Annotated in this window: 15 protein-coding genes; all 15 read right to left on the bottom strand. The window is 46.1% G+C overall.

Annotated features, from left to right (window positions below; translation table 11 throughout):
• Positions 1-542 precede the first annotated feature (542 nt).
• The 15 genes from uvrA to BLV66_RS07720 all read right to left on the bottom strand — a co-directional run bounded on the left by uvrA (position 543) and on the right by BLV66_RS07720 (position 16,607).
• Complete coding sequence (gene uvrA / locus BLV66_RS07790) at positions 543-3,392, bottom strand: excinuclease ABC subunit UvrA (protein ID WP_086985565.1); 2,850 nt, start codon at positions 3,390-3,392, stop codon at positions 543-545.
• 105 nt (positions 3,393-3,497) lie between these two features.
• Positions 3,498-3,848 (bottom strand): ArsR/SmtB family transcription factor, encoded by a 351-nt coding sequence (locus BLV66_RS07785; RefSeq protein WP_483887656.1) that lies wholly within the window; start codon positions 3,846-3,848, stop codon positions 3,498-3,500.
• Positions 3,849-4,033: 185 nt separating this feature from the next.
• Positions 4,034-4,702 (bottom strand): phosphate signaling complex protein PhoU, encoded by a 669-nt coding sequence (phoU, locus tag BLV66_RS07780; RefSeq protein WP_086985564.1) that lies wholly within the window; start codon positions 4,700-4,702, stop codon positions 4,034-4,036.
• 43 nt (positions 4,703-4,745) lie between these two features.
• On the bottom strand, positions 4,746-5,510 hold the full coding sequence (gene pstB, locus BLV66_RS07775; RefSeq protein WP_086985563.1) for a phosphate ABC transporter ATP-binding protein PstB: 765 nt from the start codon (positions 5,508-5,510) through the stop codon (positions 4,746-4,748).
• Positions 5,511-5,522: 12 nt separating this feature from the next.
• Positions 5,523-6,329, bottom strand: a complete 807-nt coding sequence (gene pstB, locus BLV66_RS07770) for a phosphate ABC transporter ATP-binding protein PstB (protein WP_086985562.1) — start codon at positions 6,327-6,329, stop codon at positions 5,523-5,525.
• Positions 6,330-6,363: 34 nt separating this feature from the next.
• The gene (gene pstA / locus BLV66_RS07765; RefSeq protein ID WP_086986012.1) at positions 6,364-7,248 is read right to left on the bottom strand and encodes a phosphate ABC transporter permease PstA; all 885 of its coding nucleotides are present in this window, start codon (positions 7,246-7,248) and stop codon (positions 6,364-6,366) included.
• Between the two features lie 2 nt (positions 7,249-7,250).
• Positions 7,251-8,168, bottom strand: coding sequence for a phosphate ABC transporter permease subunit PstC (gene pstC / locus BLV66_RS07760; protein WP_086986011.1), 918 nt, complete (start codon positions 8,166-8,168; stop codon positions 7,251-7,253).
• A 99-nt stretch (positions 8,169-8,267) separates the two neighbouring features.
• Positions 8,268-9,128: a phosphate ABC transporter substrate-binding protein PstS family protein gene (locus BLV66_RS07755; RefSeq protein ID WP_086985561.1), complete on the bottom strand. Its 861-nt coding sequence runs from the start codon at positions 9,126-9,128 to the stop codon at positions 8,268-8,270.
• A 376-nt stretch (positions 9,129-9,504) separates the two neighbouring features.
• Positions 9,505-10,179 (bottom strand): phosphate signaling complex protein PhoU, encoded by a 675-nt coding sequence (phoU, locus tag BLV66_RS07750; protein ID WP_086985560.1) that lies wholly within the window; start codon positions 10,177-10,179, stop codon positions 9,505-9,507.
• Between the two features lie 66 nt (positions 10,180-10,245).
• A complete protein-coding gene (gene pstB / locus BLV66_RS07745) occupies positions 10,246-10,995 on the bottom strand; it encodes a phosphate ABC transporter ATP-binding protein PstB (protein ID WP_086986010.1) in 750 nt (249 codons plus the stop codon).
• A gap of 50 nt (positions 10,996-11,045) precedes the next feature.
• On the bottom strand, positions 11,046-11,918 hold the full coding sequence (gene pstA / locus BLV66_RS07740; protein ID WP_086985559.1) for a phosphate ABC transporter permease PstA: 873 nt from the start codon (positions 11,916-11,918) through the stop codon (positions 11,046-11,048).
• Positions 11,918-12,847 carry a phosphate ABC transporter permease subunit PstC gene (pstC, locus tag BLV66_RS07735; protein ID WP_086985558.1) on the bottom strand — a complete coding sequence of 310 codons (930 nt, stop codon included), beginning with the start codon at positions 12,845-12,847 and terminating at the stop codon, positions 11,918-11,920. The genes pstA (BLV66_RS07740) and pstC (BLV66_RS07735) overlap by 1 nt, the downstream gene beginning before the upstream one ends.
• 86 nt (positions 12,848-12,933) lie before the next feature.
• Positions 12,934-13,899 carry a PstS family phosphate ABC transporter substrate-binding protein gene (locus BLV66_RS07730; RefSeq protein WP_218131820.1) on the bottom strand — a complete coding sequence of 322 codons (966 nt, stop codon included), beginning with the start codon at positions 13,897-13,899 and terminating at the stop codon, positions 12,934-12,936.
• 219 nt (positions 13,900-14,118) lie between these two features.
• Positions 14,119-15,879, bottom strand: coding sequence for a two-component system histidine kinase PnpS (gene pnpS / locus BLV66_RS07725; protein ID WP_086985557.1), 1,761 nt, complete (start codon positions 15,877-15,879; stop codon positions 14,119-14,121).
• Positions 15,876-16,607 (bottom strand): response regulator transcription factor, encoded by a 732-nt coding sequence (locus BLV66_RS07720; RefSeq protein ID WP_086985556.1) that lies wholly within the window; start codon positions 16,605-16,607, stop codon positions 15,876-15,878. The genes pnpS and BLV66_RS07720 overlap by 4 nt, the downstream gene beginning before the upstream one ends.
• Between the last annotated feature and the right edge of the window lie 193 nt (positions 16,608-16,800).

Below are 16,800 nucleotides of genomic sequence, written 5' to 3'. Positions count from 1 at the left end.
TGGTTATCCATTTATCTATTCACTGACATGGGACAGTTTGCCTGTTTTCTGATTACCTGTTGCTTATGTTCTTATTATGCCTAATTTTCTTTCCCTTGTCATAGGTCTAAAGATTGATTTTCCCTTCAGCAGAAATGACTAGAGGATTGCAAGAAAAGCAGAACGGGTTCGTACAGCCCTTGTTAAGGATTTAGGGAATCTGGCCTCGCAACGTTCCCTACGGTCACCTTGTACTGGGAGTCTCTAAGGGATGGATCACTAAGACTCCCATGCAGATGAGCATCGTAGAGTGCAACTACTGAGAGACTTCCTGCATCAGCAGGTTAGTCGAACCATATGTCTTGGCTTGCAGAGCCAAGGGGTTCCTTCATCCGTTTTCCGAAGAGCTAACCCGTGAAGCTAGCCAACGATTTGGGATGCAAGGAACATTTTACAATCATATAGAACACCACCGGTGATGCACTTTTGATTCCAATTAATTTTATACTTTACTAGTATTACGAGGAAAAAAGGCCAACCGGAATCGGCTGGCCTTTCGCTATCTATTTTGTCTTTTTGTTTCTTGCTTTATCCCGTTCCAGAATGGGTTTCAGGAATTGACCGGTGTAGCTTCCCTTCACTTCGGCGATTTCTTCCGGAGTTCCGGTCGCGAGTACGGTTCCCCCGCCGGCTCCGCCTTCAGGTCCCATATCGATGATGTAATCGGCCGTTTTGATCACGTCGAGATTGTGTTCAATCACGACAATCGTATTGCCGGCTTCAACCAATCGATCCAAAACTTGCAACAATCTGGCGATATCGTGCGTATGCAACCCCGTCGTAGGTTCATCCAGTATATAGAATGTCTTCCCGCTGGATACGCGTTGCAGTTCACTGGCCAATTTCATCCGTTGGGCTTCACCGCCGGATAGAGTAGTGGCTGGTTGTCCCAATGTTACATAGCCAAGACCGACATCAACGATGGTCTGCAATTTGCGTCTGATTTTAGGGATGGCTTCAAAATAGGCCAAAGCTTCCTCAATCGTCATATCCAACACTTGAGCGATGTTTTTGCCTTTGTATTGCACTTCCAAAGTTTCTGAATTGTAGCGCGTGCCATGACAGACTTCGCAAGGAACGTAGACATCCGGCAAGAAATGCATCTCGATCTTCAGAATGCCGTCGCCGCGGCAGGCTTCACAACGCCCACCCTTGACGTTGAAGCTAAACCGGCCTTTTTTGTAGCCGCGTATTTTGGCTTCGTTGGTGCTTGCAAAAAGGTCGCGCATGTCATCGAAGACGCTGGTGTACGTTGCTGGATTGCTTCGCGGCGTTCGTCCAATCGGGCTTTGATCGATATCGATGACTTTCTCCAGACCTTCGAAACCGCTGATTGTCTTGAATTTGCCCGGTTTTTCTTTTGTACGGGTCAATTCTTTGGCCAGGGCCGTCTTCAGGACATTATTGACCAAGGAGCTCTTCCCCGAACCAGAGACGCCTGTGACTGCCACAATTTTCCCTAGAGGAAAAGCCGCGTCCACATTCTTCAGATTATTTTCAGTGGCGCCAGTGATTTCCACGGCTCCTTTGTCTTCTGTCCTTCGCGTCTCCGGAACCGGGATGAACAATTTCCCTGACAGATATTTCCCGGTCAGCGATTTTTTGTTTTTCATGACTTGTTCAGGCGTACCGGCAGCCACAATTTCGCCACCGAGTTCACCTGCACCCGGTCCGATATCGATCAGATAATCCGCCTGCATCATCGTGTCTTCATCATGCTCCACAACAATCAGCGTATTCCCGAGATCGCGCATGTTTTTCATCGATTCGATCAATCGATTGTTATCGCGCTGATGCAACCCGATGGATGGCTCATCCAAAATGTAGAGCACACCGGACAGGTTGGAGCCTATCTGCGTAGCCAAGCGGATCCGCTGCGCTTCCCCTCCGGAAAGCGTGCCCGCTGTCCGACTCAAGGTCAAATAGTCCAGGCCGACGTTCTTCAGGAAAGTCAATCGGGACAAAATTTCCTTCAGGATAGGCGCCGCAATCTGTTTCTCTTGTTCCGAAAGAGAAATCCCCTCGAAGAAGGCGACCGCATTCTCAATGGAAAACTCCGTGACTTGACCGATATCGTGTTGGGCCACCTTCACGGATAGGGCCTGCTCATTCAAACGATAGCCGTGGCAAGTATGGCAGGGCAGCTCGGTCATGTATTGGCGCATCGCTTCGCGCGTAAAATCGCTCGATGTCTCTTTGTAGCGTCGATTGACATTGGTGATGACCCCTTCAAAAGGGATATCGACATCCCGGACACCGCCGAATTCATTCTGGTAATGGAAATGGAACAATTCGCCTTCAGCGCCATAGAGCAGTTTTTGCTGGGTAGCGGTACTAAGTTCAGCGTAAGGAAGATCCATATCAATCCCGTTTTGGACACAAAATTGGCGCAGCATTTCCGGATAGTAATTCGAACTGATTGGGTTCCAAGGCACCAACGCACCTTCATTTAAGGAAAGCTGTTTATCCTGAACGATCAAGTCAGGATCGACTTCCAATTTCATTCCTAATCCATCACATTCGGAACAGGCTCCGTAGGGCGCGTTGAAAGAAAACAGGCGCGGTTCGATTTCACCGATCGTAAATCCGCAATAAGGACAGGCGTGGTGCTCACTGAACAAAAGCTCTTCACTCCCGATAACATCAACGATGGCGTATCCATCCGCCAAATGCAGTGCCGCTTCGATCGAATCGAAGATTCGCGAACGGATGCCCTCTTTGATGACCAGCCTATCCACAACGATCGCGATATCGTGTTTTCTATTTTTTTCCAATTCAATGTCCTCAGAGACATCAAACAACTCTCCATCGACGCGGACGCGGACGTAGCCTTGTTTTTTGATGTCTTCGAATACTTTTTTGTGCTGCCCTTTTTTCCCTTTGATGATCGGTGCCAGTATCTGCAGTTTCGTGCGTTCAGGAAGCTCAAGAACCTGATTCACCATCTGTTCGGGTGATTGGCTGCTGATCGGCGTGCCATCATTCGGACAAATCGGGTGACCCACACGGGCAAAAAGCAGTCGCAGGAAGTCATTAACTTCTGTAACTGTACCAACAGTCGAACGGGGATTGCGATTCGTCGTCTTTTGATCGATAGCAATCGCTGGGCTCAAGCCATCGATGCTGTCCACATCCGGTTTGTCCATCTGGCCCAAAAACTGACGTGCATAGGCGGAGAGGCTTTCCACATAGCGTCTTTGTCCTTCTGCATAAAGCGTATCGAAAGCCAACGAGCTTTTACCAGATCCGGAAAGACCGGTCATGACGACAAGCTTATCCCTTGGAATGGTAACATCTATATTCTTCAAATTGTGCGAACGGGCTCCCCGTACGATGATTTGGTCTTTTGCCATATTTTCAGATCCCTCTTTGACTTATTCTTTGGTCTTCGTCTGTTTCCTATTCTCATTCAGTATACCATATCAAGTTCGGAAAAGAACACTAGTTCGCACTTTTGTTTAAGGATGTTTCTTATCCGCGGAGCGTGCCTCTGCCTCATTCCTCTCTTCTTCCCTGCCATGTTCGGCATGTTCTACAGCCAAATGCAAGATTGCGTAGACATGCTGATCGTCTTGACTGTAGAGGATATTTTTTCCGCTTCTTCTACTCTTCACCAACTTCGCTTCCCGCAGCTTTTTCAGCTGGTGCGACACTGCCGATTGCTCCAAGTCCAGTTCCTCTGCGATGGCATTAACGTTCAGTTCCCGGTTTTCCAGCACATGGAGAATCAAAAAACGGGTCGGATCGCCGATCAATTTGAATATTTTCGTAACTGCTTGTATGGTTTCTGTATTCAAATCTGACATCATCTCATCTAAGCTCCTATTCCTTACTTCAATCCTTATTTTAGCAAATTCATCTGTTCTATGAAAGCTATTGCGCTTGCTGCCGAAATTAGCAGCTGCAAAGCATCTCTCCTGTATCAGATCCTTGAACTGACGCAGAAATAAAAAAGCGTTGCAGCGCCATATTCGGCTCGGCAACGCTTTTCTCATTAAATTTTATGGTGGACATTCAATTCTACGACTTCGCCTGAATCCAAGTAAATGATCCATTCGGATATATTCGTTACATAATCGCCTATTCTTTCCAAATAAGTCGAAATGCGCATGTAATTGGTTCCTCCGAAAATGATTTCAGGATCCTGTTTCATATGCTCGATGCAGCTTTCGTAGATATTTTTTGCACGTTCATCTATTTCTGTATCCCTGGCCGCAATCGCGCGTGCCCGTTCAACATCCATGACAACGTAAGCATCCAGGACTTCCTTTACCATCGCCATGACCATCAAGGCAGCTTCCGCGATAGCCGTTTCGATATCAGCATCATGCTTGGTGCCTTTCACTTTGATTGTTGACTTGGCGATACTGACCGCGTGATCACCTATCCGTTCCAAATCGGCACTGGCTTTCATCACGGTTACGATTTTGCGCAAGTCAGTGGTGACCGGCTGTTGCAAGGCTATCAATTCGAAACATTCGAGCTCCAAGTCGTTCTCGAGTTTATTGATGGCTGCATCTTCATCTATAACTTGCTGTGCTAATTCTTTATCGTGCGTGACAAAAGCATCCACTGATTTCTGGATCGCTTCATTGACCAATACACCCATCTTCAAAAAGTGAGTGTGCAAACTCTTTAATTCCTCTTCAAAAACTCGTCTCATCACAAACCAACCCCTTTGTAAATATTTTTCATTATGCAACGGATCAGCCGAAACGTCCAGAAATATAATCTTCCGTTTGTTTTTTCTTTGGATTGGTGAAGATTTGGCTCGTTTCACCGAATTCAATCAATTCTCCGTTCAAAAAAAAGGCAGTATTATCAGAAATCCGCGATGCTTGCTGCATATTGTGCGTAACAATAATCATCGTGTACTCGTTTTTCAGTTCCATAAGCATCCGTTCGATCTGAGCACTGGAAATTGGATCCAACGCGCTCGTCGGTTCATCCAACAAAATGACTTCAGGTTCGATCGCCAAGACCCGGGCGATACAGACACGTTGCTGCTGTCCTCCTGACAAAGATAAAGCACTCTGATCTAATTTATCTTTGACGTCGTCCCATACAGCGGCTTTCTTAAGACTCTCTTCCACAATCCGGGCAATTTTTTCTTTGTCCTTCATTCCGGCGATGCGTAAGCCATATGCTACGTTGTCGAATACCGAAAATGGGAATGGGTTCGGTTGTTGGAAAACCATGCCAACCTTTTTCCGCAACTCTACAGTATCCATTTGCGGACTGTAGATATCCTGGTCATTGAAACTGATTTTCCCGGTGACCGTCACATCCGGAATCAAGTCATTCATACGATTCAAGGTCCTTAAGTAGGTGGATTTTCCGCATCCGCTCGGCCCGATCAGAGCCGTTATTTCTTTTTTATGGAAATCCAGCGAAATGCCCTTCAACGCTTCGTTCTTTCCGTAATATAAATGTACATCACGCGTTTCAATAATGGGTTTTGTGCTGTTCACGTTGCTTTCCTCCTAGCCGAAATGCCCAGAAACATAATCTTCCGTCTGTTGAATCTTCGGACGGGTAAAGATTTTTCTGGTCTCATCATATTCAATAACATTGCCCAAATAGAAGAACGCTGTATAGTCACTGATCCGCGATGCTTGTTGCATATTATGTGTAACAATGATAATCGTATACTTTTCCTTCAGCTCCAGCAAGGTTTCTTCGACTTGAGAAGTCGATATCGGATCCAACGCGCTGGCCGGTTCATCCAAAAGCAGGATATCAGGTTTCAGTGCGATCGCCCGTGCGATGCAGAGACGTTGCTGTTGGCCGCCCGAAAGTGCTAAGGCGCTTTTGTTCAACTGATCCTTCACTTGGTCCCAAAGGGCAGCTTGTTTCAGGCTGGTTTCGACGATTTCGTCCAATGCCGACTTGTCTTTCATGCCGTGCCTTCTCAGTGCAAAAGCGATGTTCTCATAAATCGATTTGCTAAAAGGATTCGGTCTTTGGAATACCATCCCAATATTTTTCCGTACTTCGAATACATCGACTTCAGGTACGTTCACATCAATGCCTTGGTAAATGATTTCCCCAGTCACTTTTGCGCCGGGAACAGCGTCGTTCATCCGGTTCAGCGAACGAAGATAAGTGGATTTCCCGCACCCGCTCGGTCCGATCAGCGAGGTGATTTTATTCTTTTCAAATTCCATGGAAACGCCTTTGATTGCTTCAAAATCGCCATAATGAACATGCAGATTATTTGTCTTCAGGGCAACTTCAGCCTCAGGACGCATCCGGATGATATTCGTTTCCAGTGTTTTTTCATTCCCCATCAAGGGTCCCTCCTTCAAATCAATTTTTCCGGTTCTATGCTGAAGTAGCTTTCTTCTGCAATCTTCTGCCCAAACTTCTGGCGGTCAGATTGAAGATGAGGACTGCCAACACCAGTACTGCTGAGGCACCAGCGGATACTTGCGCTCCATCCGGTTTCACGCCTTCACTGTTGATTTTCCAGATGTGTACAGCCAATGTTTCGGCAGGCCGGAAAATATTCAACGGACTTGTGATGGATTGCGGATTCCAATTTGTGAAATCCAAAGCCGGAGCGCTCTGCCCGGCTGTATAGATCAATGCGGCTGCTTCACCGAAAATACGGCCCGCAGCTAAAATCATCCCGGTCAGAATACCCGGCAAAGCAGCCGGCAGAATGATCAACGTCACTGTCTCCCAACGGGAAAGCCCCAAGGCCAATCCAGCTTCACGCTGGGAAGACGGAATCGCCCGCAAGGAATCTTCGATCGTGCGCGTCAAAAGCGGCAGATTGAAGATGGTCAGGGACAAGGCTCCTGAAAGGATCGAGAAGCCAAAATCATATTGGATGACGAAAATCAGGAACCCGAAGAGTCCGACTACAACTGACGGTAAGGAACTCAAAACTTCGATAGCAGTACGGATGATGTCGGTAAACCAATTCTGAGGTGCATATTCCGAAAGGTAAATCGCCGCTCCCAACGCAAGTGGCGTGCTGATCAGCATCGTCAGGATCAAGAGGTAAAAGGAATTGAATAACTGTACTCCGATTCCACCACCTACTTGGAAGGACTTTGCCGGTGCCGTCAGAAATTCCCATGAGAACTGGGGCAGGCCGCGCCATAAGATAAAGAGCAGCAGACCTGCCAGAATAAGGATGATCGTTCCGGAAAACAGATAGATCAGGCCGACCATAAATTTGTCTACTTTTTTGGGATCCATGTTCATTTTTTAACGGCTCCTTTCTTACCGATGTAGCGTGTCAAAATATTGAAGAATAAAGCCATCAAAAGGAGGATGGTCGCCAATGACCAGAGGACATTGTTTTCCAAGGTTCCCATAACGGTGTTCCCCATGCTCATCGTCAAAATACTTGTCAATGTCGAAGCCGGCGTCACAAGATTGTTCGGCATCAAAGTCGCATTTCCGATAACCATCTGAACCGCCAAGGCTTCTCCGAACGCACGCGCCATCCCGAAGACGACCGCTGTCATAAGCCCTGGGGTAGCTGCCCGCAAAACCACTTTATAGATGGTCTGCCAGCGCGTCCCTCCCATAGCAAGGGAAGCTTCCCGGTAATGACGGGGGACTGCGTTCAAAGCATCCACTGACATGCTGGTCACGGTCGGCAAAATCATGACGAACAGGACCAAGGTGGAAGAAAGAATACCGAATCCGGTACCGCCGAACAACGAGCGGACAAAAGGCACTACAACCGTCAAGCCGATGAATCCGTACACGACCGACGGAATACCGACAAGCAGTTCGATGACCGGTTGCAGTATTTTTTTCCCGGATTTCGGTGATATTTCCGTCATGAACAAGGCTGCAGCTACGGCGAACGGTGTCGCCAAGGCTGCGGAAATCAAAGTGACCAAAAATGAGCCTGCGATCATCGGTAAGGCTCCGACTAAGGGTGTGCCGTCATCAGCGACGGTACCGGGGTTCCAGATGCTTTTCGTCAAAAAATCCCCTAGTGATACGCCATCCGTAACAAAGGTGGATATCCCTTTGCTGGTGACAAAATATAGAATGGACAGCACGATGAAGACGATGACTGCAGTGCTGATCAGACTGATGGTGCGTCCAAATGATTCCAATCTGCGTTTACTTGACTTTTTCATTAAGTTTCCTGGTGTCATTTCCAAGAGAAACCCTCCTCTTAAACTTTGAGCCGCAACGAAAGGCGCCGTCCTCCGAAAAGGCGGCCGCCTTTCATCACAATGATATTTCAGTTGCTGTTATTCGATCGGTGTGACGTTTCCTTCAATGTCTCTATCGACCTTCATTTGCGTCGAAGGAATATATCCCAACGCTTCGATCAGATTGCCCTGCACTTCTTCCGACAGCATGTAATCCAGGAATTCTTTAGTCAATCCCGTAGGTTCGCCATTCGTGTACATATGTTCATATGCCCAGATGACCCATGCGTTGGTCGTAACGTTCTCCGGCGTCGGCTCTACTCCATCTATGGAGAGCGCCTTGACATCTTCGTTGACGTAAGAGAAGGATACATAGCTGATGGTGCCCGGTGTTGATGCAACGATCTGACGGACGGTTCCGTTGGATTCTTGCTCTTGGGTGATGATGCTTTCTTCTCCGGCCAGAACCCATTTATCGAATGTCGCTCTGGTACCGCTACCTTTCGCACGATTCAATACGACTATCGGCAGATCTTTTCCGCCCAATTCGGACCAATTGCTGTATTTGCCCGTAAAGATACCGCGCAACTCTTCCATGGAAAGATCCGTTACACCGACGCCGGGCGTCACGATAGGCGTAATCCCAACGATGGCGACACGATGGTCCACCAATTGGCTGGCATCAATTCCTTCCCTCTCTTCGGCAAAAATATCCGAATTACCGATATCTACCGCACCCGCGGCAATTTGGCTCAAGCCTGTTCCGGTTCCACCGCCTTGGACATTGACGAATTTCCCGAGGTTTTCCGCACTGAATTGTTCCCCAGCGGCCTCCACTAACGGCTGCAGCGCAGAAGAACCGACCGCGGTGATGGATTCCTCATCAACTACAGGTCCGCAGGCAGACAGCGCAAAAACGGCAGCTAGACTGACTATGGCTGAAACATATCTTAATTTCATTGTTGACCTCCCATGTATTTACCTTGAACACATACTTATCCATCGTAACGAATATTTGTAAATGTTTCGTATCTCTTTTGTAAATTTTATGTAAATCCACCACATATTTTATTGATGGAACATTGTAACGTTGATTTTACGTTATTTTTCTGTAAATTTACTCTATGATTATCCACATTATAACAAATTGGCGGAACGCTTGTCTTATATCTGGTGCAGAAATATATATTACATTTTCATGAGTATTTTCAATTGTCTTCTTTATGACTGCTGTGATTCAAGAATGTATAAAAAAAGCCAGGAAGATGCCGTGCAATCGGGTTCGATCGCGCGGTCTTCCTGGCTTTATCTTTTCCATCCTTCACTCATAAATCTATTAGTCTTCGAACTTGTTGTTTGTGTTCAATTCGATGATTTTACCTGTACCCAAGTAAATGATCCATTCACAAATATTTGTTACATAGTCGCCGATCCGCTCCAGATAGCCGGCGACCATGATGTAATCTGTCGCTCCCAGAACGAGTTCCGGATCAAGTTTCATCTCTTCGATGGCGCGTCCGTAGATGTGTTCGGCGGCTTGATCGACCAATTTATCGCTCAGCGCAACTTCTTTGGCTTTTTCAATGTCGGTTTTGATATAGGCAGCAAGGACTTCCTCCACCATGACTTTTACTTTTTCCGATTGTTCAGCTATCGCTGCTTCGATATCGGAATTGCGCTTGTTCCCTTTTACGCGGATAGTCGACTTTGCGATACTGACGGCATGATCTGCCATGCGCTCCAAATCCGCGCATGCCTTCATGATCGTTACGATTCTGCGGAGGTTACCAGTGACCGGCTGATGCAACGCAATCAATTCAAAGCATCTTTTCTCGATTTCCGCTTCCCTTTGGTTGATGATGGTATCACTCGCTATAACTTCCGCAGCAAGTTCTTTATCATGATTCACAAAACCTTTAACAGATATGTAGATTGCTTCATTCACCATTTTTCCCATTTCAGAGAAAAGTACGTGCAAATCCTGCAATTCTTCTTCAAAAATCTTTCTCATCTTTTCGCCCCCTGTTACATGTCATTATGCATCACAGTGCATCTCTTATCCCATTATAGCCCAGTCTTACCCGAATTTGCCAGAGATATAATCATCTGTGCGTTTGTCATTCGGATTGGAGTAAATGATTTCCGTCTTATCATATTCTACCACTTCTCCATTTAAAAAGAAGGCCGTTTGGTCCGAAATCCGGGCTGCCTGTTGCATATTGTGGGTAACGATGATGATGCTGTAATCTTTTTTCAAAGTCTGGATAAGTTCTTCGACTTTGGACGTTGAAATAGGGTCCAATGCGGAAGTCGGCTCATCCATCAAAAGTACTTCTGGCTCTACTGCAAGACTCCTGGCGATGCACAAACGTTGTTGTTGTCCACCTGATAACCCAAAGGCATTCTGCTTCAGACGATCTTTCACCTCATCCCAAAGAGCTGCACCCTTCAAGCTTTTTTCGACAATCTCATCCAGAACATTTTTGTCCCGGATACCATGAATTTTCGGTCCGTATGCGATATTTTCATAAATAGATTTTGGGAAAGGGTTCGGTTTTTGGAAGACCATCCCCACATCTGTACGCAACTGTTCCACTTTATATCTTGGATCAAAAATGTTTTGTTCATTATAATTGATTGATCCCGTCATTTTTACAGTCGGAACCAACTCGACCATCCGGTTCAAGGTTTTGATGAAAGTGGACTTGCCGCATCCTGATGGTCCGATGATCGCCGTGACTTCTTTTGTTGGAATATCGAGTTGGATGTTTTTAAGGGCGTGTGTATCTCCGTACCATAAGTTGAAATCTTTCACGCTGTAGATCATTTTTTTATCTTTTAAGCTAACATCTGGATTCAAATGAGTACCCTCCTATTTTAATAACGCTTCGAGAATTTATTGCGGATATAGATCGCCAGTGAGTTCATGATGACCAACATAAGCATCAACACAATACTTCCTGCTGCAGCCACTGCCTGAAATTCTTCTTGGGGTCGTCCTGCCCAGTTGAAGATTTGAATCGGCATAGCCGTGAAACCGGACCAGATGCTTTCTGGAACATAAGCGATAAAGGTCATCGCTCCGATCATCAATAGCGGTGCAGTCTCCCCAACCGCCCTCGAGAGAGCCAATATCGATCCGGTAAGAATGCCGGGCACTGCTGCCGGGAGCACGACTGTCCGGATTGTTTGCCATTTCGTGGCACCCATCGCATAAGAGGCCTCATATTGTTCCTTTGGAATGGCGCGAATCGCTTCTTGGCTGGAAACAACGATTACAGGCAAAATCATCAAGCTCATGGTCAAACCGCCCGCCAGAACACTTCGGCCCATTTCCACCAAGCGGACGAATACCGTCAGCCCCAAGAGCCCGAAAACAATGGACGGCACGCCGGAAAGATTCGAAATGTTCAGCTCGATGAAGTGCGTAAATTTATTATCGGGAGCATATTCCTCAAGATAGATCGCCGTTCCGACACCCAGAATGAGTGATACTGGAGCGACAATGGACATGATCCAAATGGTACCATAGATGGCGGCTTTGATGCCGGCATCTTCCGGTTTTCTCGATGCATAATTGCTCAAGAAATCCCAATCAAGGTAGCTGGCTCCTTGCGAAACGATCCGTATGACCAGGATGGCCAAGACGACGATACCAAAAAAGGTAGCCAGAAAAAAGAATCCTTTAAACACGTTATTCAGCATCAACCGGTTATTGATTCTTTTATTATTCTTCTGTACTAATTTCATCAATATTCCTCCCTAAAACGACGAGACACATAATTCGCCAACAGGTTCATCAACAAGGTAAAGAGGAACAAGGTCATCCCTACCGCATAGATACTGTAATAGATAGTTGAACCATATGTGGCATCCCCCATACTGACCTGAACGATGTAGGAAGTCATCGTCTGGATGGATTCTGTTACATCAAGCGTAAATTTAGGCGTGGATCCAGCAGCTGTGGAAACGATCATCGTTTCGCCCACCGCACGTGAGATTCCCAACACAATGGATGAGATGATCCCCGACAAGGACCCTGGCAAAATAACTTTAAGCGCCACTTCCAAACGGGTAGCCCCCAAAGCCAATGCTCCCTCGCGCATGGCGTTCGGCACAGCGCCCATCGCTTCTTCCGATAAGGACGTGATTTGCGGGATGATCATGATCCCCACAACAATCCCGGGGCTCAGCGCATTGAATATCGGCAAGTTCGGGATAACTGTCTGCAGCAATGGGGTAACGAACGTCAAGGCGAACAGCCCGTAAACTACGGTAGGAACCCCGGCCAAAACCTCCAGAACCGGCTTGACGATTTTTCTGGTCCGTTCGGTTGCATATTCGCTCAAATAGATGGCTGAGGCGAGGCCGAGCGGTACCGCGACGAGCATCGCAATTCCGGCTATCAAGAATGTTCCACTTAATAACGGTAAAATCCCAAAACTGGGATCATTTTTGAAGAAAGGATACCACTCTTTTCCGGTAAGGAATTCCAGGATCGGAACGTCACTGAAAAATGTGAACGTTTCTTTTGCCAACGTAAACACAATCCCGAATGTCGTCAAGATCGAAATGATCGCACAGACCAGAAAAAAAAGAGGCATTGCTTTTTCTGTAAATTGCAAAGATTTTTGTCGTGAACTTTTTTCGTTCATCAAGTCTTTGACAGATTTGGACATATTGATTCTCCTCTAATAAAGATGAGATGTAAGGGAAGCAAAACGCTCGCTTCCCTCACATCCCTTAGTTATTTATTTGGTTTTGTTTATTTCAAGCCTTCCAATGTAGTCAAAGCTGCTTCATAAGATTCAGCCGGTAGTGCTACATAGCCAACCTCAGCTGCCATTTCGGCTGCCATTTCCAATGTGTATTTCGTGAACTCATAGACATTCTCATTTTTTAATGACTCGTTCTTCACATAGATGAACAATGGGCGAGAAAGCGGCTCATAAGATCCATCTTGAACTGTTGTGTCGTTAGGTGTGACTGCAACGCCCTCACCGTTTACAATCGGAACGGCTTTAACGATGTCACTGTTTTCCAAGAAGTATGCATATCCGAAGTACCCGATAGCATTTGCGGATCCGGAAACACCTTGTACTAAGACATTGTCATCTTCAGATAATGAAGCTGCTTTGTTGATTTGTTCGCCATCCAAGATCACTTCATCAAAGTAATCGTACGTTCCTGAGTCAGTACCTGGGCTGAACAACTCGATTTTTTCTTCCGGCCAGCCTTCACGGACATCCGCCCAAGTTTCTACGCCAGTTCCTTCAGTCCAGATCATTGCTAATTCTTCGATTGTCAATTGATCCACCCAGTCGTTATCGCTATTCACAACTACTGTCAAGCCGTCCAAGGCAATTTGGAACTCTGTATATTCAATGCCGGCTTCTTCTAATAAGGCGATTTCTTCATCTTTGATTGGACGGGAGGCATTACTGATATCTGTTTCGCCTGCGATGAATTTCTCAAATCCGCCACCTGTGCCGGATACACCGATAGTCGCTCTGAGATCTGGATTTGCTACCGAAAATTCTTCAGCTACTGCTTCCATGATTGGGAATACTGTGGAAGATCCATCCACTAAGATATCGTTACTTGCAGTTGTGCTTTCAGTTGCCGCACCACTTTCTGTTGCTGCGTCTCCTCCATCACCATTGCCACAAGCTGCCAATGTTGCGCCGATAGTTAAAGCCATTGCGAATTTAGATAATTTGCCAAAGTTCATTTTTTACCATCCTTTATATTGAGGTTATTTGAACGTCATTGCCTGTTCACATCCCTAATATTAACGGTCCATTGTTAATTTCCTTGCGGTTTCATGTAAAGTTTTTGTTGAGATGCCCTCTTTTTTGTAAATGTTTTGTAAACGAGTCTTCTTAGTCCAAGCAAAAAAGCTCTACAGACGCATTTTCCGCCTGTAAAGCTTTTGTATTTGAATCTATTCTTATATAGGCAAAGTAACCGTAAATGTCGTTCCTTTCCCCTGTTTACTTGCAACAGTCACCGTTCCGTTCATATTTTCAACAAGATACTTCACGATTGATAAGCCTAATCCGGTACCTCCGGAGTTGCGGCTACGCGCTTTGTCGACGCGATAGAATCGTTCAAAGACTCTTCCCAAATCGGCTTCCGGTATCCCGATGCCATTATCGGCGACATGCAGACGGACTTTCTCCGCCGTCTTTTCGACAGTGACCGTGATATGCCCTCCAGCTTGCGTATACACTACTGCATTGTTGATCAGATTCGCCAGTATTTGCTTCAAGCGGTTCGGATCCGCATGCAGCGTAACGAAATCTTTTTCAACTAATTCCAGCGTCATGTTCTTCTCTTTCACTTTCTGATTGACCAATTGGAATGTCGCCAACACCGCTTCCGATACGTTCACTTCCTGTAGCGTGAGCGGAACTTGGCGCTGTTCCAACTTTGATAATTCCAATATGTCATTCACCAACAGATTCAAACGTGTACTTTCAGCCAAAATAATTTCCAAAAATTGTTTCAGGATGACGGGATCTTCCATTGCACCGTCCAACAACGTTTCAGCGAATCCTTTTAAAGCTGTGACGGGTGTCCGGAGCTCATGTGAGGCATTGGCAACAAAGTCGGTACGGACTTTCTCCAACCGTCGAATTTCGCTTATGTCATAGAGTAGGACGATCAGGTTCATTTCTCCCGGCTTCTTGCTTGTAATCGGCACGATATTGGCATCTACGACCCTATCTTTTGGGTAGTAAAAATAAATTTCGTCATTCTGCGGCTCTCTGTAAGTATAAGCTCGTTCAATCATGTGGCTGAGACCATAACTGCTTACTGCCTCAACATATGATTTGCCGACCAATGATTCTTCACTTTCGCTCAACATTTCTTGCATAGCGGCATTGACCATTGTGATTTCCTTCTGATCATCCAAAAGCATCACGCCGATGACCAAATGATTGATCAACCCTGTAAGCCGTTCATCATTTTGCTTGATCTCATTCATTTGGTTATCCAGACTCTCGGCAAGTTCATTGATAGTTTCGCCCAATTTCTGAAAATCACCGAAGCCTTTCCCTTTATAGCGCGCATCGTATTGGTGGTCGGAAAGTTTTTTGGCGACATCCATAACGGCATCGATAGGTCTGCCGATACGCTTCGTCAAAGCATAAGTCAGTATGAATGCTACAACTAGAGCCAATAGAATAAAAACGTAAAGGGACTGTTCGATGCGCTGACTGACCGTCAAGGCGCTCAACGGTCTGGATAACCGGATAACAGCAACGATGGCGCCTGCCTCATCATAGATAGGCACAGCTACATAATACAGCTCCTGATTGGTGCTTTCGCTCTTTCTTTGATCGGTTCCATAAGGATCACCGGAAAGTACCTCCTGAATTTCTTTCCGGCGCAGATGATTCTCAAGATTAACCGTAGTGACTTGCGAATCATAAAGAACAACCCCATCGGTATCGACCAAAGTAATCCTGTCTTCTGTGAAAGCAACAATTTTATCCAGTTCATCTTCAACAAAAACCCAATCACTGCCATCTGTACTGTTTTGGAGTAGCGTACCCACTATTTGAGTCTGCTCAACAAGCAGCTCGCTGTGCAAATTTCGCGTATAATTCCCTAACACTACCTCCAGAAATATACCGAAAGCCACACTGAACAGCGCAAAGATCAACACAAAAGTGGCAAGCATCCGCAATTGCAGTTGCTTCATGGCTTAGCTACCTCGAATTTATACCCGAATCCTCGGACCGTACGGATGTATTGCGGATTTTTAGTATCTTTTTCGATTTTTTCGCGGAGATGGCTGATATGCACATCAACGATGCGCGTTTCTCCCGCGTAATCAAAATTCCAGATGGCGTTCAATAACTGTTCCCGGCTTAGGATGCGATTAGCACGCTTCGCCATGTAAAGCAACAATTCAAATTCTTTTGGCGTTATTTCAATCAATTCTCCCGCTACATGAACCTCATAAAGTTGCGGGAAAATAGTGATTTCGCCCACCTCAATTTTTTCTGTCTCCTCTTCCTTCAGCTCCTGTTGGGGAGTCGTTACCGTTTCAGCCGGAATAGCTTTGTTTGTCCTTCTTAAGATAGCTTTCATCCTTGCCAATACTTCTCTGGGACTGAACGGTTTCGTCATATAGTCATCCGCACCCAACTCAAGTCCGATGATCTTCTCCAATTCATCATCCTTCGCTGTCAAAATCATGATCGGTGTATCAAATTTTTCCTGTCTCAGACGTTTACAGATATCCATTCCGTCCATTGACGGCAGCATCAGGTCCAAAATGATGAAGTCAAAAGGATTCGAGATGGCTAAACGGTAGCCTTCCGCTCCGTCAGTGGCAGTTGTCACCTCGTAGCCGTCTTTTTCCAAGTTGAAAGCCAACAATGTAACGATGGATGGTTCATCATCCACTAGCAAAACCTTTTTCATGTTTCCTCCTCCGACCGATTGGGGTCCGGGATGGCGAATGCCATCCCATGTATTTTACGAATGTCCGTATTCTGAGCATCTAAGCTTCCTGTTCGGCTCGCTTCCTTTTCAGCATACTAAAAATGTTGGAAAACGGCAATTCAGATTTCACCGGCTGCTTTTTGTTTCTCAAACCAGAAGACTCCCAAAAGTG

Origin of the sequence: Trichococcus collinsii (genome assembly GCF_900107505.1) — a bacterium.
GTDB lineage: Bacteria > Bacillota > Bacilli > Lactobacillales > Aerococcaceae > Trichococcus > Trichococcus collinsii.
The sequence above is the reverse complement of the archived record's forward strand: the minus strand, read 5'-3'. Positions and strand labels throughout refer to the sequence as shown.

Coding starts and splice junctions, on each gene's coding strand:
- pstC (WP_086986011.1), bottom strand. CDS start 8,168: ATGACACCAGGAAACTTAATGAAAAAGTCAAGTAAACGCAGATTGGAA.
- BLV66_RS07720 (WP_086985556.1), bottom strand. CDS start 16,607: ATGAAAAAGGTTTTGCTAGTGGATGATGAACCATCCATCGTTACATTG.
- pstB (WP_086986010.1), bottom strand. CDS start 10,995: ATGATCTACAGCGTGAAAGATTTCAACTTATGGTACGGAGATACACAC.
- BLV66_RS07730 (WP_218131820.1), bottom strand. CDS start 13,899: ATGAACTTTGGCAAATTATCTAAATTCGCAATGGCTTTAACTATCGGC.
- pstB (WP_086985562.1), bottom strand. CDS start 6,329: ATGGGGAATGAAAAAACACTGGAAACGAATATCATCCGGATGCGTCCT.
- pstC (WP_086985558.1), bottom strand. CDS start 12,847: ATGTCCAAATCTGTCAAAGACTTGATGAACGAAAAAAGTTCACGACAA.
- pnpS (WP_086985557.1), bottom strand. CDS start 15,879: ATGAAGCAACTGCAATTGCGGATGCTTGCCACTTTTGTGTTGATCTTT.
- BLV66_RS07785 (WP_483887656.1), bottom strand. CDS start 3,848: ATGATGTCAGATTTGAATACAGAAACCATACAAGCAGTTACGAAAATA.
- pstA (WP_086985559.1), bottom strand. CDS start 11,918: ATGAAATTAGTACAGAAGAATAATAAAAGAATCAATAACCGGTTGATG.
- uvrA (WP_086985565.1), bottom strand. CDS start 3,392: ATGGCAAAAGACCAAATCATCGTACGGGGAGCCCGTTCGCACAATTTG.
- pstA (WP_086986012.1), bottom strand. CDS start 7,248: ATGGATCCCAAAAAAGTAGACAAATTTATGGTCGGCCTGATCTATCTG.
- phoU (WP_086985560.1), bottom strand. CDS start 10,179: ATGAGAAAGATTTTTGAAGAAGAATTGCAGGATTTGCACGTACTTTTC.
- phoU (WP_086985564.1), bottom strand. CDS start 4,702: ATGAGACGAGTTTTTGAAGAGGAATTAAAGAGTTTGCACACTCACTTT.
- BLV66_RS07755 (WP_086985561.1), bottom strand. CDS start 9,128: ATGAAATTAAGATATGTTTCAGCCATAGTCAGTCTAGCTGCCGTTTTT.